This is a genomic window from Candidatus Flexicrinis affinis (assembly GCA_016716525.1).
Lineage (GTDB): Bacteria > Chloroflexota > Anaerolineae > Aggregatilineales > Phototrophicaceae > Flexicrinis > Flexicrinis affinis.
On the sequence record JADJWE010000004.1, the window covers coordinates 110,047 to 132,831 of the forward strand.

At 64.5% G+C, this 22,785-nt stretch carries 14 protein-coding genes; 7 read left to right on the forward strand and 7 right to left on the reverse strand.

The annotated features are described in order from the left end of the window. Positions 1-23 precede the first annotated feature (23 nt). A complete protein-coding gene (locus IPM16_12900) occupies positions 24-9,035 on the reverse strand; it encodes a carboxypeptidase regulatory-like domain-containing protein (GenBank protein MBK9123996.1) in 9,012 nt (3,003 codons plus the stop codon). 204 nt (positions 9,036-9,239) lie between these two features. Here IPM16_12900 and IPM16_12905 point away from each other — a divergent pair, with 204 nt between their 5' ends. Further along, positions 9,240-9,890, forward strand: a complete 651-nt coding sequence (locus IPM16_12905; GenBank protein MBK9123997.1) for an ROK family protein — start codon at positions 9,240-9,242, stop codon at positions 9,888-9,890. A gap of 47 nt (positions 9,891-9,937) precedes the next feature. Here IPM16_12905 and IPM16_12910 read toward each other — a convergent pair whose 3' ends face one another. The 4 genes from IPM16_12910 to IPM16_12925 all read right to left on the reverse strand — a co-directional run bounded on the left by IPM16_12910 (position 9,938) and on the right by IPM16_12925 (position 13,251). Further along, positions 9,938-10,339, reverse strand: coding sequence for a GNAT family N-acetyltransferase (locus IPM16_12910; protein MBK9123998.1), 402 nt, complete (start codon positions 10,337-10,339; stop codon positions 9,938-9,940). 192 nt (positions 10,340-10,531) lie between these two features. Then, the gene (locus IPM16_12915) at positions 10,532-11,425 is read right to left on the reverse strand and encodes a fumarylacetoacetate hydrolase family protein (GenBank protein MBK9123999.1); all 894 of its coding nucleotides are present in this window, start codon (positions 11,423-11,425) and stop codon (positions 10,532-10,534) included. A gap of 42 nt (positions 11,426-11,467) precedes the next feature. Beyond that, positions 11,468-13,054, reverse strand: a complete 1,587-nt coding sequence (locus tag IPM16_12920) for an aldehyde dehydrogenase (NADP(+)) (GenBank protein MBK9124000.1) — start codon at positions 13,052-13,054, stop codon at positions 11,468-11,470. A gap of 41 nt (positions 13,055-13,095) precedes the next feature. Then, positions 13,096-13,251, reverse strand: coding sequence for a hypothetical protein (locus tag IPM16_12925; GenBank protein ID MBK9124001.1), 156 nt, complete (start codon positions 13,249-13,251; stop codon positions 13,096-13,098). Between the two features lie 224 nt (positions 13,252-13,475). Here IPM16_12925 and IPM16_12930 point away from each other — a divergent pair, with 224 nt between their 5' ends. Next, entirely contained in the window at positions 13,476-13,634 is a 159-nt protein-coding gene (locus IPM16_12930) for a hypothetical protein (protein ID MBK9124002.1), read from the forward strand. Continuing rightward, on the forward strand, positions 13,634-14,191 hold the full coding sequence (locus tag IPM16_12935) for a DinB family protein (protein ID MBK9124003.1): 558 nt from the start codon (positions 13,634-13,636) through the stop codon (positions 14,189-14,191). Before IPM16_12930 ends, IPM16_12935 begins: the two co-directional genes overlap by 1 nt. Positions 14,192-14,268: 77 nt before the next feature. On the opposite strand, the gene IPM16_12940 is transcribed toward IPM16_12935, so the two are convergent. Further along, positions 14,269-14,787, reverse strand: a complete 519-nt coding sequence (locus tag IPM16_12940) for a redoxin domain-containing protein (GenBank protein MBK9124004.1) — start codon at positions 14,785-14,787, stop codon at positions 14,269-14,271. Positions 14,788-15,178: 391 nt separating this feature from the next. Between IPM16_12940 and IPM16_12945 the strand changes: the two genes are divergently transcribed. The 3 genes from IPM16_12945 (at position 15,179) to IPM16_12955 (ending at position 20,090) form a co-directional block, all read left to right on the forward strand. After that, complete coding sequence (locus IPM16_12945; protein MBK9124005.1) at positions 15,179-16,177, forward strand: SGNH/GDSL hydrolase family protein; 999 nt, start codon at positions 15,179-15,181, stop codon at positions 16,175-16,177. After that, positions 16,155-18,008, forward strand: a complete 1,854-nt coding sequence (locus IPM16_12950; GenBank protein MBK9124006.1) for a glycosyltransferase family 39 protein — start codon at positions 16,155-16,157, stop codon at positions 18,006-18,008. The genes IPM16_12945 and IPM16_12950 overlap by 23 nt, the downstream gene beginning before the upstream one ends. Positions 18,009-18,359: 351 nt before the next feature. Next, positions 18,360-20,090, forward strand: a complete 1,731-nt coding sequence (locus IPM16_12955) for a hypothetical protein (protein MBK9124007.1) — start codon at positions 18,360-18,362, stop codon at positions 20,088-20,090. A 144-nt stretch (positions 20,091-20,234) separates the two neighbouring features. Here the strand turns inward: IPM16_12955 and IPM16_12960 are convergent, their stop codons facing one another. Further along, on the reverse strand, positions 20,235-20,885 hold the full coding sequence (locus tag IPM16_12960; protein MBK9124008.1) for a response regulator transcription factor: 651 nt from the start codon (positions 20,883-20,885) through the stop codon (positions 20,235-20,237). Between the two features lie 175 nt (positions 20,886-21,060). Between IPM16_12960 and IPM16_12965 the strand changes: the two genes are divergently transcribed. Beyond that, a complete protein-coding gene (locus IPM16_12965) occupies positions 21,061-22,443 on the forward strand; it encodes an FAD-binding oxidoreductase (GenBank protein MBK9124009.1) in 1,383 nt (460 codons plus the stop codon). The last annotated feature ends 342 nt before the right edge of the window (positions 22,444-22,785 follow it).

Genomic DNA, 22,785 nt, shown 5'->3' on the forward strand with positions numbered 1-22,785 from the left:
CGACCCTCGCTAGATCGACTTCGTTACCACCCCCTGAAGCCGGGGACCGACTTGAGCACGGTCATCTCGAGCTTGCGCGTTTCCGACCAGTCGCTCTTGTTGCCGACTTCGTCGACGGCGCGGACACGCCAGAACACCTTGCTGCCCGGCAGCGCGGCGGCTGGCGTGTACGTCGACACGTCTACTTCCTCGTCAAGGATCGGCGAGGAGAAGTCCTTGTTGTTGTCGAGCTCGATGATGTACTCGTCAAAGTCGGCTTCGAGGTTGTCCTCCCAGTCGAAGGTCGGCGTGAGCGTCATGACGACCTCCTTGTGGGCCGGGCTGATCAGGATCGGCGCGGCCGGCGCAGTGCGGTCGATGGTGAACGACCACGTCGGGCTGAACGCGCTCCACAATCCGTCGCTGCCCTGTGTCTGGACGTGCCAGTAGTACGTGCCGGCTGAGAGTTTCTCAGGCGCGGCATACAGCTCGACCTTCGTCTTGTCGCTGATGACGATGCTGACAAACGCGAAATCTTGCGCGACTTCAATGCGGTACTTCTTGGCGTCCGGGGCCGGAAGCCACGCGAAGTCCGGCGTCTTGTCACGCGTGACGTACGCGTCGTCGGGCGAGAGCAGCACTGGCGGCAGCGCCGGCACGAGGTCGACCTGAACGGCCCACGTACTGCTCCAGTCGCTCTTGTTGCCGACGGCGTCGTAGGCCCGAACGCGCCAGAACCACATGCCATCGTCGAGCGCTGGGCTCATATAGCACAGCGCGGGCTGGACTGCGGTGGCGGGGAAGTTGGTGAAGGTCGGGTCGTCCGAGAGTTCGATCTCGTACGTTGCTGCACCCGTCGCCGCATTCCAGCAGAAGTCCTGCAGCGCGGTGATCGTCAGGCCATTAGCCGGCGACAGCAGAGCCGGGACGTCCGGCGGCGTGCGGTCAATGGTGAACGACCACGCGCTGCTGAACGCGCTCCACAGCCCATCCGGAGCCTTTGCCGATACGTGCCAGAAGTACGTGCCCTCGGCCAGCTTGTCAGCCGGCGTGAAGGCCGTTCCGGTAGTATCGGCCGTCTGAACGATCGACACGAAGCCGGCGTCGGACGCGATCTCGATGCGGTATTTCTGCGCGTCGGTCACAGCAGTCCAACCGAACTCCGGCTGACGTTCGCGGGTGACGGTGAGGTCGGCGGGGAGCAGCAGGGTCGGCGAGACGGCCGGCACGATGTCGACCTGCACGGCCCATGTGCTGCTCCAGTCGCTCTTGTTGCCGGCGAGGTCGTAGGCCCGGACGTGCCAGAACCACATGCCGTCGTCAAGCGCGGGGCTGGTGAAGCACAGGTCGGTCTCGGTCGCGGTGGCCGCGAAGCTGCCGAATGCCGGGTCGGACGAGACTTCGATCTCGTACGAAACGGCGTCGGTCGCCGCGTTCCAGCAGAAGTCCTGCAGCGCATTGATCGTCAGGCCGTTAGCCGGGGACAACAGCGTCGGGATGGCCGGCGCGGTGCGGTCGACGGTAAACGTCCAGACATACGACCACGCGCGCCATCCACCGGCATCCTTCGCCGCGACACGCCACCAGAACTGCGTATCCTTCGGCAGGTTGCTAGCCGGCGTGAACGACGGAAGCGTGGGCTGCTCGTCGACGATCACCGCCGCAAACGCGTCGTCGGTAGCGATCTGGATGCGGAACTTGGTGGCGGTGCCGTCCGTATCCGTCCACGTGAACGCGGGGGTACGGTTGCGCGTAACGTCGCCATTGGGCGGCGTCAGCAGTTCGATGCCGGACGGGCACACGTCGGTCGTGGCGATCGCCGGCGCGCTGTACGACGAGAACAACCCGTCGCCGGCGCGGAACGCGCGCACGCGGTAGTGGTACGTGCTGCCGCAGAAGGTCGTCGTGTCGGAGTAGGATTCGACATCCGCCGCGACTGTGTCGATCTCGGCCCAAGCGGCGCCATCCGGCGAGCGTTCGATGTGGAACGCCGTCTCGTCGATCGAGTTGTCGTTCCAACTCAGGTCGATCTGGTTGTTGGTGATGACTGTAGCGGTCAGCCCGCCCGGCGCGGCCAGCGCCTCCGAAAGCGTGAAGTCCTTGCCGGTGACGTTCTGACCGGCGCCCAGCGTCAGCGTGATCGGGTCGGCATCGCCGAGCGTGTCGGCTTCCTGCCACCATTCGATCAAATGGCTGTCTCCCGGGCATTCCGGCCAGCCCGGCCCGCCGGCGTGGATGATGATTCCGACGCCAACCGGCAGGTCGCGCAGGATGTACGAGCCGTCAGGCAGCGTACACGTGCCGTAACCGCCGCCCTCGACATCGACCGGGATACCGCCCAGCGGGTCGTTGGACACGGCGTCACGCACGGTACCGCTGATCGATCCGGCCGGGTCGAGCGTGAAGTTCTTGCCGGTCTGGTGCTGCTCTGCGCCTGCCGTCAGTGTGATCGGATCGGCGTCGACCAGCGCGGCGGCCTCCTGCCACCATTCGGGCAGGTGCGTACCGCCCGGACATTCCGGCCAGCCTGCGCCGCCCGCGTGGACGATGTGCCCGACGCCGAGCGGCAAGCCGTCGATGGTGTAGGTGCCGTCCGGCTCGGTGCAGCGGCCGTAACCGCCGCCTTCGAGGTCGACCGGGATGCTGCCGAGCGGCGTCGTGCCGTCGGCGGCGAAGACTGTGCCGCTGATGCTGCCGGCGAGGTCGAGTGCGAAGTCGATGCCGGGCTGGTCTGCACCGGCGGTGACGACGACCGGGGTCGCCGCTGCGGGGTCGGCCGGGTGGTTCAGGCCGTCGTAGAACTGCGAGATGTGATCGAGCGCGTGGCCGGTCACGCGATAGCTGCCAGCAGGCAGCGCAGCGGTGGTGTACGCACCCGTTCCCGGGTCGACGCCGTAGCAGCCGACCTCGACCGCGCCAGCGAACGTCTCGACACACACGTCACCGGCCAGCGGCGTGGTGCCGTCGGTTTCGGTCATCGTGCCGCTGAGCGTGCCGCCCAGCGCGAGCGTAAAGTCGATGCCGCTGGCATTCTGCGTCGGGCCGACGGCCAGCGTGATCGGGTCGGCCGTGCCGGCCGTGCTGGATTCTTCCCACCATTCCGGCAGGTGCAGGTCGCCCGGGCATTCCGGCCAGCCCACGCCGCCGGCGTGAACGGTGTACGTCCCGAGCGGCAGATCGGTGATCTGATAGCTGCCGTCCGGTTCCGTGCAGCGGCCGAAGCCGCCGCCCTCGATGTCGACCGGGATGTTGCCCAGTGGCGTGACGCCATCGGTGGCGTAGACGTGCCCGCTGATCGTGCCGGCCGGGTCGAGCGCGAAGTCGATGTCGGTCGCGTCGTTACCCGCCGTCAGCACAACCGGTGTTGCGAGAGCCGGATCGCTGGTGATCGGGATGTTGTCCCACATTTCGGTAATGTGACCGTCAGCCCGTCCGAAGACACGGTAGCTGCCCGGCTCGAGCGGCATCGACACGTACGTGCCGTCGCCCGCCACCGGGACACAGCCCATGCCGGCATCGGTCGCGTAGTCGTTGATGCACACCTGACTGTTGGGCAGCACGGTGACGCCATCCGCCGCAGTCAGCTTGCCGGTGATGCGCGGCGCGACTTCTAGCGTGAAGTCCTTGGCGGTGACGTTCTGGCCCGCGCCGGCGGTCAGCGTGATCGGGTCGGCGCCTGCTTCGTCGGACGACTCCTGCCACCATTCGCGCAGGTGCTGGGTGTCGCCGCAGCCCGCGTCTTCAAGACCACCGGCCGAGATTGCGATCGGCACGCCGAGCGGCAGACCATCGAAGAGATAGGTGCCGTCCGGCGTACGCGAGCAGACGCTCCAGCCGCCGATGTCAATCCGGATCGCGATGTCGGTCAGGCGCGATGTGCCGCCGGCGTCGAATACGGTGCCGGTGATCGTGCCACCCGGATCGAGCGCGAAATTGATGTTCGGCGTATCCGCACCCGCAGTGACACCGACCGGGGTGATTCCCGCTATACCCATGTACTGCGGGACATTGTCGTATATCTCAAAGACGCGGTTCTCGGCGTAGACGGCGACTCGATACGACGCGGTCGGCAAGCCGCCGAACGCGTAGGTACCGTTCGCATTCGCCTGTTGGCATCCAATGCCTTCTTCGGTCGTATGGTCGGTGAGGCACACCCACACGGCCCAACTGCTGTCGGTGATCGGCGTTGTGCCGTCCGGTTCGGTGACCTTGCCGCTGATCGAGCCAGCCGGATCTAGCGTGAAGTTGATGTCACCGGCCACCTCGCCCGCTAGAGTGAGCGTGATCGGGTCGGCGTCGCCGACGGTGTCGGCTTCCTCCCACCACTCGTGCAAGTGCGAGCCGCCGGGACAACCGTCCCAGCCGTTTCCGCCCGCGCGCACGAGCAGGGGGGTGCCAACCGGCACGCCGTCGATGTAGTACGTGCCGTCTGGCCCGGTGCAGCGGCCGAAACCGCCCTGCTCGAGGTCAACCGGCACGTTCGCCAGCGGCGTAATGCCGTCGGCAGCGTAGACGACGCCAGTGATGTTGCCACCCGGCTCAAGCGCGAAGTCGATATTGGCTGTCGTCGAGCCAGCAGTTACCGCGACGGGTGTCGCCAGCCCCCAGTCCAAATAGACCGGGATGTCGTCGTAAAGCTCGCCGACGTGGTTCTCCGCATACGCTTCGACGCGGTAGTTGCCTGTCGGCAGGCCGGAGAACGTGTAGACGCCGTTGACGACCGTATTGGCATCGAGGCAGCCCATGCCCTGACCGAAGGGATATTCGGCCACGCACACCCACGCCGTAGATGCGATTGGCGTGACGCCGTCGGCCTCGTAGATCGTGCCGCTGATGCTGCCGCCGAGGTCGAGCGTGAAGTCGATGCCGGTGGCGTGTTCACCACCACCCGGGGTCAGAGTGATCGGGTCGGCGTTGGCGAAGTCCGCCTCTTCCTGCCACCACTCCATGAGATACGAGTCGTCGCAGAAGCCGAGCCAACGCCGCGGGCCGCCCGCCGACATATAGATCGGCACGTTGAGCGGCAGGCCGCGGATCGTATACGTGCCGTCGCTGTTGGACGAGCAGTCGTCGAACCACAGCCCGTCGGTGCCGACCGGGATGAGCGGCAGGAACGTCACGCCGTCTGCGGCGCGCACCGTCCCGCTGATCGTGCCGCCCGGATCGAGCGTGAAGTTGATGTCGGGCGTCGTTGCACCGGCGCTGACGTCGACCGGTGTCGGATTGGCGAAGTTGCCGTAGATGTACTTGTTCTCCCAGAGTTCAGCCGCGTAGCCGTCCTTGGTTGCTTCCACGCGATATTGCCCGTCCGGCAGACCGCCGAACAGGTAAGTCCCGTCCGGGTTTGTCTGCTGACAGCCGTACCAACTGGGGGTGTTGATACTACCTAGACAGATGTTCGCCTGATAGATCGGCGTGGTGCCGTCGGCTTCGGTGACGGTACCGCTGATGGCACCGCCGAGCGAGAGTGTGAAGTCGATGCCGCCCAAGTGCTGGTTCGGCCCCGGCCCCAACGTGATCGGGTCGGCTTGGTCGAAGTTTTCGGCTTCCTGCCAGTACTCGCGCAGGTGGAAGTCGCCCGGACAGCCCGGCCATCCCTGACCGCCGGCACGGATCACAACCGGGAGGCCAAGGGGAACGTTGTAGATGGTGTACGTCCCGTCGGGATTCGTGCAGTTGCCAAAGCCGCCAAATTCGAGGTCGATCGGGATGCCGCCCAGCGGCGTGACCCCGTCCTCGTCATAGACGATGCCGCTGATCGTGCCGGCAGGGCCGAGCGCGAAGTGGATGTTCGGGGTGTCCGCGCCGGCCGTCACGTTGACGGGAGTCGCCAGCGACCGGTCGCCATACCACGGCACGTTGTTGAACAGCTCCTGCGCGAAGCCATCGGCACGCGCATTGACCGCGTAGCTGGCCGTGCCCAACCCGCTGAAGGTGTAGTAGCCCTGATTGTCGGCGTTCACACAGCCGGAGTTGGCGCCGAACGGGTGAATCTGCGCGCAGACTTGTGCATTCGGGATCGGCGTGGTGCCGTCTTCTTCCGTGACGCGCCCACTGAACGAGCCTCCGACGTCGAGCGTAAAGTTCTTGCCGGTGACGTTCTGGTCTACGCCGAGCGTCAGGGTGATCGGATCGGCTTGGTAGTCGTACTGCTTTTCCTGCCACCACTCGCGGATGAAACCGCCGTCACAGCCCTGCATCCACGACTCGGCTGGACCGCCGGCGTAGAGCGTGATCGGCACATTGAGCGGCAAGCCGGAGATCGTGTACGTGCCGCTGCCATCCGCGCAGTTGTTGAAGCCGCCCCAGAACACACCGAACGGCACGCTGGGCAGCGGAGTCACGCCATCGGATGCGAAGATCGTGCCGCTGATCGATCCGCCCGGTTCGAGCGTGAAGTTGATGTTGGGCGTGTTCACGCCTATGGTTACCGGTATCGGCGTCGCAAGACCGTGGTCTCCGTAGTAAGTTACACTGTCGTACATCTCGGTCGCGAAGCCGGACGCCCGGACTTCGGCATTGTACAGCCCAGCCGGCAAGGCGTCGAACGTATACGTGCCGTCAGGATTGACATTGAAGCAACCCACACCCTCGCCAAACGGATGCACGTGTGCGCACACCTGCGCGTCAGTTACCGGCGTGATGCCGTCGGCCTCAGTGACGCGCCCGCTGAACGACCCGCCCACGTCAAGCGTGAAGTCGATGCCGGTCTCGAACTGGTTGGCGCCGTAGGTCAGGGTGATCGGGTCGGCGTTGTTGCGGTCGGACTCTTCCTGCCACCATTCGCGTGTGTGGTTGTCGCCGGGGCAGGTGTCCCATCCCGGCCCACCGGCCTGCACGGTGTGCGGCTCATCGAGCGGAACGCGCTCAATGGTGTAGGTGCCGTTCGGGTTGGTGCAGGTGCCGTAGCCGCCGTTGTCGAGGTCGACGGGGATGCCGCCCAGCGGATCGTTGGTGACCGCATCGCGCACCGTCCCGCTGATGGTGCCAGCCGGATCGAGTGTGAAGTCGATGTTCGGCGTGATGTCCGGCACGGTGACGACGACCGGGTCGCCCTCGTGGTAGTAACGGCGTTCCTGATAGGTCTCATCGAGATACGGGAACGCGTAGGCGGACACACGGTACGTCCCGGCAGGTAGGTTGTCGAACACATACGCGCCGGTCGCGATGTTGATGATGTCGCTTCCGTGGCAGCGGATGTGGTAGTTTGTGACGTACTCGTTGATACAGACGGACGGGTTGGCCAGTGCAAGATCGCCGGCGTCGTTCAGGCTGATCGTGCCGCTGATGGCGCCGGCCGGCCCGAGCGTGAAATCGATGCCGGTGACCGGGTCTGGCGCCGTGACGACAACGGGTGTGGTCAGATCCCAGTACGGCGTCTCCTCCCAGTATTCCTGTTCGAGGCCGTCCGCACGGGCGTCAACGCGGTAGTTGCCGGATTGGACGCCGTCGAAGGTGTACGTGCCGTCGGCCGGGTTGACCCACTGGCAGCCGAAGCCGAAACCGTTGTCCATAGACTCAAGGCAGACCTCGGCGTTGAGCACCGGGGTGGTGCCGTCCAACTCGTAGACCGTACCGCTGATCGACCCGCCCGGATCGAACGTGAAGTTGATGCCGGTGGTTGGGGTTGGGGCCAGCACGGTGACTGGGTCGGCTTCGTCATACAGGAACGTGTCGTCCCAGTACTTCTGACCATACCCTTGCATCCACATGCGCACCCGGAAGGTGCCGCTGGGCAGGTGGTCGAACGAATACGTCAGCGCACCGAAGTCGATCACGTCGCCAGTCCGGCAGCGGATATGATTGCCGGTGTCATATTCGTCGACGCACACCCAGCCGTTGCTGACACTGCCGGCGTCGGTGAGGGTAATCGTGCCCTGGATGGAACCGCCGGCACCGAGCGTGAAGTCGATGTTGGGAGTCGTGCTTCCACTGGTGACCAGCACCGGAAGCGCCTGATTGTAGAAGGGCGTGTCGAAGTACAGCTCGTTTTCGCGGTTGGGCGCGCGCGCCTCCACACGGTAGCTGTACGGGTCGAGCAGCGGGATGACATACGTCCCGTCAGGCTGCACGCCGAGGCATGTCCAGTAGAACGATTCGTCGTACGGGCCGACGCACACGGTGGCATCCGGCACCGGCGTGACGCCGTCGGTGGTCGTCACCTTGCCGCTGACCGCGCCGTGGGCTGGCGGGTCGCACGCATCGGCACGATAGACGGTGGTGTAATCGTCGGCGATGTAGAGCCGGCCAAGGCTGTCGAGCGCTAGATCGCGTACATACCCGACACCCGAAACGCACGACGTGACAAACTTGGTGCCGGCCTCAATCTTCAATACACGACCGTTCATCGAGTCGCCATAGTACAGGTCGCCGGACGGGCTGAGTGCTAAGCCGCTGTCCGTGTACTGACCTATGTTGAGATACAGCGATGCGTCTCCGGTGATGCTGTCGACGCGCCAGATATGACCGTCAGGCTGGGAGACGAGCAGATCGCCACTGATAGGGTCAACCACCAGTCCAGCAATGCTGCCGAAGCCGCTTGAAAGGGTCGATGTGATCAGCGTTCCGGCTGAATCGAATTTCGCGATCGCGTCATAGGCACCGACGACGTACATGTTGCCGCCGCTGTCGAACGCGATTCTTTGTGATGAGGCTGGTAGTCCGGACGCAAACGGCACGATCGTGTTTGACGCCGGCACTTTCGAGACGTCTCCAACCAGTACTGCTAGTACATCGTTGTTGTCTAGCGCGAGATCGCTCATCCCTGCAAGTCCGGTCGCAAACACGGATGTCGCTTGGGCCGGGGTGACCTGAGTCACCTCTCCTGAATACCCTTCCGAGTAGTAGAGGTTGTCGGCCGTATCCACGACAATCCCGCGCAGCCCGGTCAAGCCACCGACGTAGACGCTGGCACTGCGAACGCTGGCGTCTGACGGATTGATAAGTGGCGCAGCGGGATTGGGGGGTTGTGCGAAGGTGGTGGTGGATAAGAGGAGAAGTAGGGCCGCCGCGGCGGCAAGTGCGATGAGTGAACGAGTTCGACTGGAAACGAGCATAATATATAGGCCTCCGCCTGTGGTGCAGAAAGCGAAATCCCTCTTCTGTGAGTATATGAGAATGGGAGGAACGAAGCATGAAGTCGGTTGAGTCCAGTGACGATGGTCTCCCCTGAAATTTAACGCGCTGGGACGTTTGTCATGCCACTTCTATGACTTTTGTCCTATACCGATTTTCGGGTGCACCCGGTTTCAATCGACCAATTGCTTGACAAGATTGCTACCGAGCAGCTTTTCGGCGCCGGCCACAACCGCAGCGATTTCGTGGTGGTGACGATCGGGCGCGGTATCGGCATGGGCATGGTCGTCAACGGGCAGGTGTATGAGAGCGCGCACGGCGGTGCCGGCGAGCTGGGCCATCACATCATCCTGACCGGTGCGGGAACGCCGCAGGCGCTGGAAGACCTCGCCGCCGATCCGGCCGTGGTCGCCGGAGTCACCGATTACGACGTCATCGGAGTCTCGTACTATCCGCAGTGGAGCACGTTCTCGATCGCCGAGGTGGGCGCACAAGTTGGGCACCTGCGGCAGCGATTTGGCAAGGACGTGATGGTGCTGGAAACGGCCTACGGCTGGACGCGCGACGCAGTCGACGAGATGGCGAACAACGTCCTAAGTCAGAGCATCCCCGGCTATCCGTTCAGCCCGGACGGACAGCGCCGCTTTCTGATCGACTTGATGCAGGCGCTGATCAGCAACGGCGCGCTGGGGGCGGTGTACTGGGAACCGGCGTGGGTCTCGACCGGATGCTCGACGCGTTGGGGGCAGGGGGCGCATTGGGACAACGCGACGCTCTTCGACTTCACCGGCGATCTGCTTGAGGGCGCGGCCTATCTGTCGCACGAATACCGGTAGCCCGCCGGCGCGGTGGAGTGCGGAACACTAGCACGATCTGACACCGTTTACCACGGCAGGCCGCACAGATCCAACACGCCATCCTGTGGGGCAGGGATGCGCCCGCTCAGCAGCATGGTCCGATTGAACGTGAATATCTGGCGGCCGGTTGGCTGGTCAACGTAGACATCGCCGCCGAAGAGCTGCCAGCCCAAGCGCGCATAGTACGACAGGAGTGCGGGGCGGCACACCAACTGCGAGAAGTCGACCTCCAACGTGTCGCGCAGCACCTGTGCCGCCCTCGACAGCGCGGCGCTGGCATAGCCCTTGCCGCGTGCGTCCGGATGGGTCTGGACCCCGCCGATTCCGCCGAGGCGCACCGGCTGACCGTTGTAGGTGGCATCGCGCACCAGCACACCGACGTGCGATACAAGCCGCCCTGCCTCGTCCCATACCAGTACACGCCACACGGTTGGCGCCCATGAGATGGCCGCCGCATCGTTCGGCTCGCTGGGGGATACACGGCCCGGGACAGCGTAAGCAGGGCGGCTTCCTGCTCCGGTGTGAACTGATCGCGTTTCAATACGTCAACAATCACTGTTCTATCCCGCCACGACACCCACGCTGCTGAGATTATATGGCGCGCGTCGCCGCTGGAGTAGCTAGACCACCTTCACCCGATTGGTCAACGTGCCGGCGCCGGGGATCGTGACGTGGACGGCGTCGTCCGGCGACAGCGTGAAATCGCCGCCGGGGACGATGCCGGTGCCGGTCATCAACAGCACGCCGTCGGGATACTGCATGCTGCGCCCCAGCCACGTGACGAGTTCGTCACTGCGGCGGTGGATGCGGTCGGTGCCGATCGACCCCTCGAACACCGCTGCGCCACCGCGTTCGATGCGCACGCTAATCATCAGCGAAGGCCATTCGGTCAGCCGGACCAGCGCGATCTGCGGGCCGAGCGCGCACGACGCCGTGTACACCTTCGCCTGCGGCAGATACAACGGATTCTCGCCTTCGATGTCGCGGCTGCTGACGTCGTTGCCGGCGGTGTAGCCGACGACTTCCAGCGCCGGGTTGACGACCAGCGTCAGCTCCGGCTCGGGGACGTTCCACGCCGAATCGCGCCGGATGCCGATCTCGCCCAGTGGGCCGACGACCCACGGGCCGCGCGCCTTGAAAAACAGCTCGGGCCGTTCGGCGGCGTAGACGCGCGCATACACATCGCCGCCGTCCTGCGATTCTTCCTGCCGGGCCTCGCGGCTGCGCTCGTAGGTCACGCCTGCCGCCCACACGTCTTGCGTGTCGATCGGTGGCAGCAGATGGCGCACGTGCGGGTCCGGCGCCACGCACAGCGACTCGAACGGGTAGCGCCGTTCGGCGGTGCCTGCTGCCGAACGGAGGTCGTCTATTGCGTCCTCGACGCGGCCGGCGCTGTGGTTCAGCCACTGCGCAACGGTCGGGATGTGCGCGGACACATCAAAGACGGTGTCGTCCAGACGCACGCCGACCCGCGGGCCGTGACCGGGTTCGTAGTAGCGAAGCAGTGCAATCATGGCTTTCACAACCCCTTCGATGCGACTTCACACGAACGATATCTACAAGGCGTCTTTCGTCAGCTTTTCGTCCACGACGCGCCAGATTCCAAGCGGATTGGCGTCCTTGAGCGCATCGGGCAGCAGGGCGTCGGGCAGGTTCTGGAACGCCAGCGGGCGCATGAACCGTCGAATGGCCGTCATGCCGACCGAGGTCGTGGCCGGGGCCGTGGTGGCGGGGTAGGGGCCGCCGTGCTGCATCGCGTAGACGACCTCGACGCCGGTCGGGAAGCCGTTCCAGATCAGCCGGCCGACCTTTTCGCGCAGTACCGCATATACCCGAGCGGCGGCATGCGCCTCGTCGTCGGCCGCATGAACCGTCGCGGTCAGGTTGCCCTCGAGCGCGGCGAGCGTCGCCAGCAGGTCGTCGTGCGAGCGGCATGCGACGAACAGCGTCACCGGGCCGAAGTGTTCGGCTTGCAATGCGTCGTCGGCGCGGAATGCCTCGGAGTCGGTGAGCAGGACGGTGTGTGCGTAGCCACACGCCGGGCCCGGCAGCGCCTCGCCGCCGGTGAGCACGGTCACGCTCGGATGCGCCGCCGTCCCCGCGACGGCCTGCACTAGGCCAGCCTGAATCTTGTCGTTCAGCAGCACGCCGGGCTGCGCCGCTTGCATCTTCTCGGTAACGCGTTGGATAAAGCCGCGGCTGTCCTCCCCGTCGATCACGAATACCAGCCCGGGGTTGGTGCAGAATTGGCCGGTGCCGAGCGTGACCGAGCCGACCAATCCGTCGGCCAGCGACTCGAAGCGGGTGGCGATCGCGCCCGGAAGCAGCACGACCGGGTTGACGCTGCCCATCTCGGCATACACCGGGATCGGCACGGGGCGCGCGGCGGCGGCATCGAACAAGGCGCGTCCGGCCCGCAGCGATCCAGTGAACCCGACGGCGGCGATGCCCGGGTGCTGTACCAGCGCGTGACCGACGTCGATGCGGTCGCCTTGCACCAGCGAGAACGTCCCGGCCGGGAACTCGCTAGTCGCGACTGCCCGCGTCACGGCTTGCGCGACGAGCTCGCTGGTGCCGGGATGGCCTGGATGCGCCTTGACGACGACCGGGCATCCGGCGGCGAGGGCCGAGGCCGTGTCGCCGCCAGCCACGCTGAACGCGAACGGAAAATTGCTGGCCGCGAACACGGCGACCGGGCCAATCGGTACCAGCATACGGCGGATCGACGGGCGCGGCGCGGGCTGACGGTCGGGCAGGGCGGTGTCGATGATCGCGTCGACGTACGAGCCTTCACGCAGCAGCGCGGCGAACTTTCGGAGTTGTCCGGTCGTCCGGCCGCGCTCGCCGGTGAGCCGCCCGAGGTCCAGACCGGTCTCATCCGATGCGAGAGTCAGCAGGTCGTCGCCCAGCGCTTCGATTTCGGCGGCGATGGCGTCAAGCAGGCCGGCAAGCCGTTCGGATGGGTAGTGTCGCAGCGCTTCAAAGGCGTCGCGTGCAGCTTGCACGGCGCGGTCGATTTCGGCGGCAGTGGCATTGACGAACTCAAAGCTGCGTTCGCCCGTGCGCGGGTTGACGCTGGTGAACACAGCGGAGCCTTCGCGGCTGTTCGTGCCGGCGATGTAGTGTGCGCCTGTCAAAGTCATGCGCTTCACCTCGTTTCGTCGGTTTGCGACGCAGACGGACGTCAGTCGTGCTGCTGCGTCCCTGTGCGGTTGGCTGAGTCGGACTGCGTATAACTATAACGGATATGGCACGTGCCTGCGCCGAGAATCATCTCGACGCTGCTGCCGATCTGCTTGCCGTCGAGCGCGAATTGGCTGTCGACATGGATGCCGTCCACCGCGACTGTGGATATCGTCGTTGGTCAGTATGGCGAGACTTCGCGGTAGGTCCGGCGCCAAAAGGGCGGAGTAGAACCCGTAACCGGCACACGGCGCAAGTCCCGGGTGAAACTAGACAGATTGCGTCGTGTTCTGCCCTGCCCCCAAAGTTTGGGGGAGGACCGGGCGCGCGCGTGAAACGTAATACAATTATCAGATACGCACTGCGCGTATGGAGGGAATCATGGAGTTCGTACTTGTGTTGATCGGCCTGACCATCATCATGGTCGTCGGTCAGATCGCGCTGGCCAAGTGGGGCAGCGGATACACGCGCCGCTATGGCGAGCACCACTGGAAGCAGATCAACGGCATCACTGCCCCCGAAGAAGAGCACTATCGCTAATGCGCGCCACCGTACCGCGTTCTACCGCGCTAAGTGAACTGGCCGTCGAGCACGCGGCCGTGCGTACGTTGACCGACGCCCTCACGCCTGAGGAAATGCTGCTGCCTGATACGGTCGAATATGGCCTGTACAGCGATCAGCACCTGTCGTTCAAAGACCTGCTGGCGCATCTCATCACCTACGAGGCGATGACCGTGGCGATGATGGAGGCGTGGGCGCGCGGCATCAAACATCCGGGCATCGACGCCATGCGCGACTATCGCGAGAGCGTGCGCATCCACTACGGCGGCATCGCCGAGCGGCGCGATCATCCGCTGCCACAGGTGCTCGAAGAGGCGGAAAACACGCGCAATGCCCTCATGCAGGCGATTCGCGACACGACCGACGAGGCGTGGCATGCGCCCTTCCCGACCGAGCCGGGGCTAGATCTCGGCGGGGCGGTCGAGGTCATTCTGGTCGCGCCCCCGCGCCCGCCGTACCGGCATCTGCCGGTGCACGTGCCGGACGCCGATGGCTACATTCGCAAGCTCAAGCGCCTATCCGGTCGCGCCGGTTAAGCCGTTTGAGAAGTGAGGGGAGGTTTGCAGGAGATCCGGAAAAGGGGCTGGGGGGGAAGCCTCCGGGGGGGGAGCTCTTAGATCGGCCGCGCGGTGCCGCCGCATCCTTCAACCGTCTGAACGGCATGCAGGATTTCCGACATCTTCGGCCATGCGATCGTGTCCGGAAGCACCCATTTGCTGCGCAGCACGCCGTGCGGATCGATCAGCATGATGCAACCGCGGTGGGCAAGGTTGTACTGCAAGGCGGCGCTGGACAGCGGATCGGCCAGCACCGAAAACGTCAATGGGAAGGGCATGGTGTGGCTGAACGTCTGCACCGCGCTCGGCGTCGCTTGGACAATCGCCGCGGGTGGAACGCCCATTAGTGCGAGATTCGCTGCGTGGCGTTGAAGCCACAGCACACGCCGTACGTTGACGGGCTGCCACAGTTCGCTCAGACATACCAACAGCAGACCGCGCGAGCCGGTCAAGGTGGCGATGCTGTGCGTCCGCTGCGATTGATCGGCGAGGACGATGTCTGCAACCACGTGGTTGAGCACCGGGCCCCACTCCAATACGTCGACCATGTGATGATCGCCTTCATTCGTTGTCATACACGTTGATTCTCAATCGTATGTAAATACTTTGTCAATGCACACACCCTGAGAGTTTTGTAATGTCGTCCGTCTCTCAACGGCGGCTTGCGTCGGTACCGGCGTACGGGGCCAATGGTGTCATTCGTCATACCATGCCGTTCGATCTGCGCCGGTCCTCCGCTGCCGCGGCGTCCCCTAGCCGCTGCGTTCGGCCCGACGTATACTGGCCTACGTTAGCAGGGGCAGTCTGGGGTGCGTGCGGAGGCTTCGCCTCCATGCCTCCACGACAGCAAGCAATCGGACATCGATCCGACGTCCGACTTCACAGCGCTTCGTGAGGGAAAAGCTTGGCACTTCCTCATCACGCATCACGCACCACTTCCAACTTCTCGGTCAGTGTGGAGCTGCTATGACCCTCGCGGGTGTCCTGATCGGCCTGTTTGCCGTAGGCGCGCTGCTGATCGCGCTGGCGATGCAGAAGCGAAGCCGGCGGGCGCAGAGCATCGCGCGCGGCCTGCTCGTCAGCTATGTGGTGATCGTGTTGGCACTGGCCGCAGGCGAGGTCTACGTGCGCTATATCTATGCCGACTCGCGCATGGAGTTCGGCTTGCACGGCGCCAACTGGGCCGACAAGTACATCGAACGCAACAGCCTCGGCTTCCGCGACCGCGAGTGGACGGTCGAGGAACTTGAAGCGCGTACGACCGTTTTCGTGCTGGGCGACTCGTTCACCGAGGGCTGGGGCATCAACAACCCCGCCGACCGCTACACCGCCGTGCTCCAGCGCCACCTCGGCGACGACTACGCGGTGGTCACGCTGGCACGCGCGGGCCAGTCCACCATCAACGAGCTCGAATTCCTCGAATCCCACCCGTACCAGTCGCCTGACGTGGTGATCCTGCAGTACTTCATCAACGACATCGACATCGCCGCCAAGTCGAACGGCATGCAGTGGGACTTCGAGGTGCCGCCCGCGCCACCGATCGCCGACAGGTCGTATCTGGCCAGCTTCCTGTACTGGCGAGCCAACTACGAGCGCCTGTTCCGCAATGTCCACGACGGCCGCACAGAATGGGAGTTCTACCACGCAGCCTACGACAACGCGTACATCTTCGACATCCACCGGCAGGAGATCGAGCGCCTCATCGACGCGGTGGAAGCGCGCGGCGCGCGATTGATCGTCCTGATCTTCCCGCATCTTCTCGACCCGGTCGGCAGCGTGCCGTACGTCGATCGCGCGGCGCAGGTGTTCGAAGCGCGCGGTGTCACCGACATCCTCAAGCTGACCGACGAGGCTGCGGCGTGGACGTTGGAGGAGCGCATTGTCTCTCCTTTCGATTCGCACGCGTCGGTCGCCTTCAACCGGCGTATCGGCGATATGCTGTATGCTCAGTTCTTCTCCCCGTAACCTCCGGCTGATCGCCGCGGCCGTCGCGGTCGTGCTGTTGGCCGCCGCGATGCGCATCCTCGGCGCTGACCACATGCCGTTCTGGTCGGACGAGGCGTGGAACATCTGGGTGACGCGGGACGGTACCGCGCTCATGCTCGAACGCCTTGCCGCGAACCACCACCCCCCGGCGTATTTTCTGGCCCTGCAAGGTTGGCAGCAGATCGCCGGCGACGGCAAGCTGGCGCTGCGCTTTCTCAGTATCGCGGCCGGCGTGCTTGCCACGGCTGTGATCTACCGCGCCGGCGCGGACGCCTTTGGTTATGGGGTGGGGATTGCCGCGGCGGTGCTGTTCGCCGTCTTCGAACAGCCCGTGTACTACGGCCAAAGCGTGCGCCATTACACATGGCTGCTGCTGGGTGAGGCGCTCACGCTGTGGGCTCTTGTGCGCGCACTGAAGCGGCCGACTTGGGGCCGCTGGGCCGGCTATGCCGGCGCGGTCGCCTTCCTCGCCTATTCGCTGTATGTTGGGCTGATCGCGGTAGCGCTGCAGGGCCTCGCCGTGCTGGCGTTTTGGCGCGTACCGCTGCGGCTGAAGGCGCGGCCCATCGCGGCGTATGCGGCGGCGGTGCTGGCGTTTGCACCGTGGCTCATCTATGCGCTGCCGGGCGTGCTAAACAAGATCGACGCGGGCGCGATCACCGGCTATATCAACAGCATTCCAACCACACCCGCGGGCATCACACAAACCGCCGATCTGCTCACAGCGGGCCAGCCGGCGCTCGGGTTGGGCCTGTTGGCGCTGGCGCTCGGGTTCGCGTGGCGGGGGCGATCGCGCTTCGAGACGCTGTCCGCGAGGATCGTGCTGGCGGCGGGAGTCGGGACGGTTGTGGTGATGCTGCTCGTCAACCTGCGCATCGGCATTGTGAGCGAACGGACCCTTTCGGTCGCCGTGCCGGCGCTCGCGCTGTGTTTTGCCGTCGGGGCGCAGGTGCTGTCCGAGCGTGGGCGTAACGTGCTGATCGCCGCGCTGGTCGCGTGGGCGGTCCTCACGCCGCAGAACGTCATCCCGCGCCTGAACAGCGACCTCGTCGCGGAGACGGTCGCGGCGGGGTGGAGCCCCGGTGATTTCGTGCTGCTCGAAACCGGCTTCGACGACATGGCCTTCGCCTACGAACTCGAAACAGTCCTGCCCGACCTCGACCGGCGCATTTTTCCGACGTTTTATGAGTACGACTATCCCGACGATTCCGCCATGTTGGCCGATCTCGAGGCGGCGCTGCCTTACGAGCAGCGTGTATGGCTCGTATATTGGAACGTCCCGCCGCGCCTCGCGGAACTGCTTCAGGATCGCTTCTTCTCGCTGCAGCACACCGAACGTGTGCCGGTTGGGATCAACGATCCGCTGTATCAGTACTATCCGGAGATTGAAGTGTCGCTGTTCACACGCGAGCGGATTGGGCGCGTCCCGCGGGTATTTGGCGACCTGTTCGCGCTGCGGGACGCCATCATACCCGCACAGCTTCCGGCGGGCGAAACCCTGCATGTCGATCTCGTATGGCAGGTGCTCGACCCGCCCGACCGCGATTACACCGTCGGCCTGTTCGTGTTGGACGCGGAAGGGCTTACCCGCGCGGAGCACTTTGGTCCGCCGCCCGAAAATCCGACATCGCAGTGGCCGACCGGGGAGATGATCTTCGACCGGCACAGCATCGACCTCCCAGCCGATCTGGCGCCTGGGACGTATTTCCTGCTGGCCGTCGTCTACTACTACGAGACGGTCGATGAGCCGCTTGAGGTCGAGGGCGAGCCGAACCTTGTGATCGGCACGTTTGAAGTGGTCGAGCCGTAGGCGCGGCGTTTCGGTACCCGTTCGGACGTTGCGTCATCATGTGTTCGAAGGAAGAATTACCACAGAGGCCTCTCCTTGGATACGGCAGCGCCGCATCCATTCGCACACGTTGCGCCGGTGTCCAGTGGCGTGGGGTGAGATCGGGCGGGCGACCCAGCGGGTCGCCCCTACAAATGCTCTCTGTTGTGCTCTGTGAAAGGGGTCGGGGGTGAGGGTTTGCAGTCCGCCCCGACAAATCGTCTCTGTTGTGCTCCGTGGTGCAATCAGTCCGTGTCTATCGAACACGGTACAATCGGCGCAGCACCGGAAGCCCCGATCGGGCCGTGCCGCACACCGAAAGCATGACACGCCATGAACAACGCTGACCCGAGAGCGACGCAGGAACTTCGGGCGGAAGCCCTGCTCATGTACCAGCTCGCGCAGGACATTAACGCGGCCAAGACGCTGCAAGACGTGGTCGAGGCCGCCGCCAAGCTGATGCCCGACTGTGACGGCGTGATGATGAACGCGTTCGAGAACATGAACTTCGACGGCGCGACGTATATCGAGATCATCGCCACCGCTGCTGTCCCCGCGCACATCGCGCCGCTGCTGCGCCAACGCATCCCCGTTCTGCCGATCATCGACCGCCTGCGCGAGTACCCGCTGTGGTGGATCGAGGACATCCAAGGAATCACCGGCCACTCCACTGTCGATCCGGTCACGCGGGAAATCTACGAGGACCTGCCCACGCAGGCGCTGATCGCCGTGCCGCTGTCGAGCAACAGCACGCTGTGGGGCTTGATGATGTTCAACTACGCTCAGCCGCGCGCCTTCACTGAAGACGAGAAGCGGTTGGCGTTGGGCATCGGCGAGCTGGTGATGTCGGCCAGCAATCGCATCCTCGCCCAGCAGGAGACCGCGCTCGTCACCGAAGAAGCGACGTTCATGTACACGCTGGCGGCCAACATCAACGCCGCCAACACGTTTCAGGGAATCACCGATGCCGTCGCGCAGCTCATGCCCGATTGCGACGGCGTGTTTCTGAACATGTGGGAGCATCACGACTTCGAATCCTCGACGTATTCCGAAATTCTCGCCGGCTCGAATGTGCCCAAGCGCCTCGAGTTCCTGCTCGGCCAGAAGATGTACGTCGCGGCGTGGCCGATCGAGAACCGGATCTTCCGCGAGCCGATGACGGTCATCGAAGACGTTGCGACCGACCCGATGGTCGACCCCCTGTCGCGCCAGAACTGGGACGAGATCGGCACGCGCGCCCTGTTGTGGCTGATGTTCCTCAAAGGCGGCCGTAACATCGGATATCTGTTCTTCAATTACACCAAGCCGCACACCTTCTCGGAGCGTGACCGGCGCATCGCGTTGGGCATCAGCAGCTTGGCGATGGCGGCGCTCGAGCGCGTGCGCTCGCAGATGGAGACCGTCGCCGCGCTGGACGAGACACGCCGGCTCAACGAGCAGATCCAGCGGCTGGCGGCCCTCGAGGAACGCACCCGCCTTGCCCGCGAACTGCACGACTCCGTCTCGCAGGCACTGTACGGCATCGGCCTCGGTGCGCAATCCGCCCAACGCGCGCTCGACCGCGAGGATTCGCACGCCTTGCGCGAGTCGCTGGACTACGTGCTGATGCTCGTAGAAGCCGGCCTTACCGAGATGCGCGCGCTGATCTTCGAACTGCGGCCCGAGACGCTCGAGACGGAAGGGCTGATGACCGCCCTCGCCAAACAGTGCGCGTCGATTCAGGCGCGTCATGGCATTCGTGTCGACGCCGACCTGTGCGCCGAACCGCAGCTGTCGATCGCACACAAGGAACATCTGTACCGCATCGCGCGCGAGACGCTGCACAACGTCATCAAGCACGCCAACGCGTCGCACATCACGCTGCGCATTTGTTCAGCCGGCGGCGTACTGACGCTGGATGTTATCGATAACGGGACGGGCTTCGACGCCCGGCAGACGTTCCCGGGGCACTTGGGGCTGGCGTCGATCCGCGAGCGCGTGGCAGCACTGGGCGGGTCGCTGCACATCGACAGCGCGCCCGAACACGGCACGCACGTGTGCGTCACGCTGCCGTGCGATAACTGAGAAAACACACACGGCGTGGGGCGCTGCACTAAACCCACCAGAAGGCTTACGCCCTCTGGACTCCCTTTCATGCAAACGAGGCCGCACGCGGCCTCGTTTGCAGAGATGGGGTCGAGGGGTGTAAACCCCTCGTGAAAGTGCGTTCTACGACTCGAAGCGGGTGTCGTGCTGGATGTCGACGAGGCCGATGTTGGCCGCATACAGCGCGGCCTGGGTGCGGCTCACCACGCCGAGTTTGCTGAAGATGCTGCTGACGTGTGTCTTGACGGTCTTTTCAGCGACGTGGAGCTCCCGCGCAATCTCCTTGTTCGCGAGGCCACGTGCTAGCAAGCGCAGCACGTCGGTCTCGCGCTCGGTGAGCTTCTCCGGCGACTCCGGCGCGCGGATTTCGCGCACGAGCCGCGCCGCCGCTTGCGGCGATAGCTGGACCTGTCCCTCCGACGCGGCGCGAATGGCACGGATCAGCTCGGGACCGTCGGTGTCTTTGAGCAGATAACCGATCGCGCCGGCGCGCATCGCCCCGATCACCGCTTGGTCCTCGAGCACGCTGGTCAGCGCGATGACCTCGGTGTCCGGCATCTCGCGGCGAATGGTCGCGATTGCCTCGACGCCGCCCATCTTCGGCATCAACAGGTCCATGAGCACGACATCCGGGTGCAGCTCGCGCACCAGCGCGACTGCCTCGTGGCCGTTGGAGGCCTCGCCGACAATCTCGAAGTCGGGTTCGCTGCGCAGGAACATCCGCAAACCCTGCCGCACCACGCTGTGGTCGTCCACGATGACGATGCGGATCATAGGCCGACTCCCGTACACGTCCGAAGTTGAATCAGTTATCCACAAAATCGGCAGCGGCGCATCCGTCAAAGGTCTGAGATTGCGCTGCAACCCATGCCGCATGACGTCCGCCGCATACGGTGCTTGAATGGAGGACGTCGTTTCAATCGCTGTACACCATGAAAAGGATGCCACGATGTACTCGAAGGATACCACTCTCGCCGGCAGCTCGCTTCAGAACTGGGTGACCGGCAAGGTTGTCACACCCAACGATGCTGACTACGACAGCGCGCGCCATGCTTGGAATCTGAGCGCAGAGCAGCGCCCGGCCTTGATCCTGATCGCAGAGACGGTCGAGGACATCGCCGCGGGCATGCGCTACGCTGCCGCCAATGACCTCGGTGTCGCCGTTCAAAGCACGGGCCACGGCGTGATTCTGCCGCCCGATGGCGCGCTCCTGATTGTCACCTCGCGCCTAAACGGCGTCGCGGTCGATCCGATCACCCGCACGGCGTGGGTTCAGGCCGGCGTGAAGTGGGCCGCCGTACTCGAGAAGGCGCAGGAATTCGGCCTCGCGCCGCTGCTCGGATCGTCGCCCACGGTGGGCGCGGTTGGCTACACACTCGGCGGCGGCATGGGTTGGCTGGCGCGCAAGTACGGCATGGCCGTCGACAGTGTGATTGAGTTCGAAGTCGTGACGCCTGCGGGCGAGATCGTCACCGCCAGCGAAGAGCAGAACCCGGAATTGTTCTGGGGCCTGCGCGGCGGCGGCAAGGGCTTGGTGATCGTTACTGGCATGCTGATCCACCTGTACCCGGTCCGCGAGGTCTTCGGCGGTTCACTGTTCTACCCGCTGAGCGAGGCCAAGCCGGCGCTGACGTTCTTCCGCGAGTGGACGCAGACCCTGCCCGACGCGTGGACGGCGTCGATCACGATCATGCATTTCCCGCCGATGCCGACCATGCCGGATGCGATCCGCGGCAAGTCGTTCGTGATGGTCAACGGGTGCTTCGTCGGGTCACAGGCCGATGGCGAGGATGCGCTCTCGGCGTGGACGCAGTGGCGGGCGCCGGTGATGAATACCTTCCATCAGATGCCGTTCACGCAGGTGGCGACCATCAGCAACGATCCGGTCGATCCGCTGCCCGGTGTGAGCAGCGGCATGTGGCTTCGCGATCTCAACGAAGATGCGATCGACAAGGTGCTGGCTTACGCCGCGCCCGCCGAAGGACACCCGTTCTTCGTCAAGGTTGACATCCGCTTTGCCGGTGGTGCGATTGCGTCCAACCCGCGCAGCGGTGCCGCCTACAGCCACCGCGACCGGACGTATCTGCTTCAGACCGTCGGCATGGCCTTCACGCCCGATGGCAAGCAGACGGTGATCGAGACCAATGCCAAGCTCAAGCGCGAACTGCGCGAGCACAAGGCTGGCGAGTACCTCAACTTCCTCGACGGCGAGGAGGCGCACGAGAAGTCCCCAGAGGGCTTCCACGACGACACGCGTCTGCGCCTCGCCCGCCTCAAGGCGCAGTACGATCCCAATAACCTGCTGCGCTTCGGCTACAAGTTCGGCGCGTAAGCGCGGAATCGGGGTTCCACCCCATACCCCTGCAGGAGGTTGCACTCCTGCGCCTCGAACATGCGAACGGACGGCTGACTGCCGTCCGTTCGCCGTTTCAAGGCTGGTTGACATGGATCGTCATTTCAACGTATGGTGTGTTATCCCGCCGCGAGTCATCGTCTTGGCGCACTCCGGACGTACCCGGCTACTGCGGTTAAGCCCGGCGGTAGTCATTCCACGTGTTACGAGTGTCCTTGCAGTAGCCCCAAATCGTAGCGCATTCCTCAAATCAGTCGACCCGAACTATCTGCCGGCGTCAGCGTCTGGCGTGTGACGGTATCGACTCCCGCCCCATTCGCT

Coding starts and splice junctions, on each gene's coding strand:
- IPM16_12900 (MBK9123996.1), bottom strand. CDS start 9,035: ATGCTCGTTTCCAGTCGAACTCGTTCACTCATCGCACTTGCCGCCGCG.
- IPM16_12915 (MBK9123999.1), bottom strand. CDS start 11,425: ATGATTGCACTGCTTCGCTACTACGAACCCGGTCACGGCCCGCGGGTC.
- IPM16_12920 (MBK9124000.1), bottom strand. CDS start 13,054: ATGACTTTGACAGGCGCACACTACATCGCCGGCACGAACAGCCGCGAA.
- IPM16_12930 (MBK9124002.1), top strand. CDS start 13,476: ATGGAGTTCGTACTTGTGTTGATCGGCCTGACCATCATCATGGTCGTC.
- IPM16_12935 (MBK9124003.1), top strand. CDS start 13,634: ATGCGCGCCACCGTACCGCGTTCTACCGCGCTAAGTGAACTGGCCGTC.
- IPM16_12940 (MBK9124004.1), bottom strand. CDS start 14,787: ATGACAACGAATGAAGGCGATCATCACATGGTCGACGTATTGGAGTGG.
- IPM16_12945 (MBK9124005.1), top strand. CDS start 15,179: ATGACCCTCGCGGGTGTCCTGATCGGCCTGTTTGCCGTAGGCGCGCTG.
- IPM16_12950 (MBK9124006.1), top strand. CDS start 16,155: ATGCTCAGTTCTTCTCCCCGTAACCTCCGGCTGATCGCCGCGGCCGTC.
- IPM16_12955 (MBK9124007.1), top strand. CDS start 18,360: ATGAACAACGCTGACCCGAGAGCGACGCAGGAACTTCGGGCGGAAGCC.
- IPM16_12960 (MBK9124008.1), bottom strand. CDS start 20,885: ATGATCCGCATCGTCATCGTGGACGACCACAGCGTGGTGCGGCAGGGT.
- IPM16_12965 (MBK9124009.1), top strand. CDS start 21,061: ATGTACTCGAAGGATACCACTCTCGCCGGCAGCTCGCTTCAGAACTGG.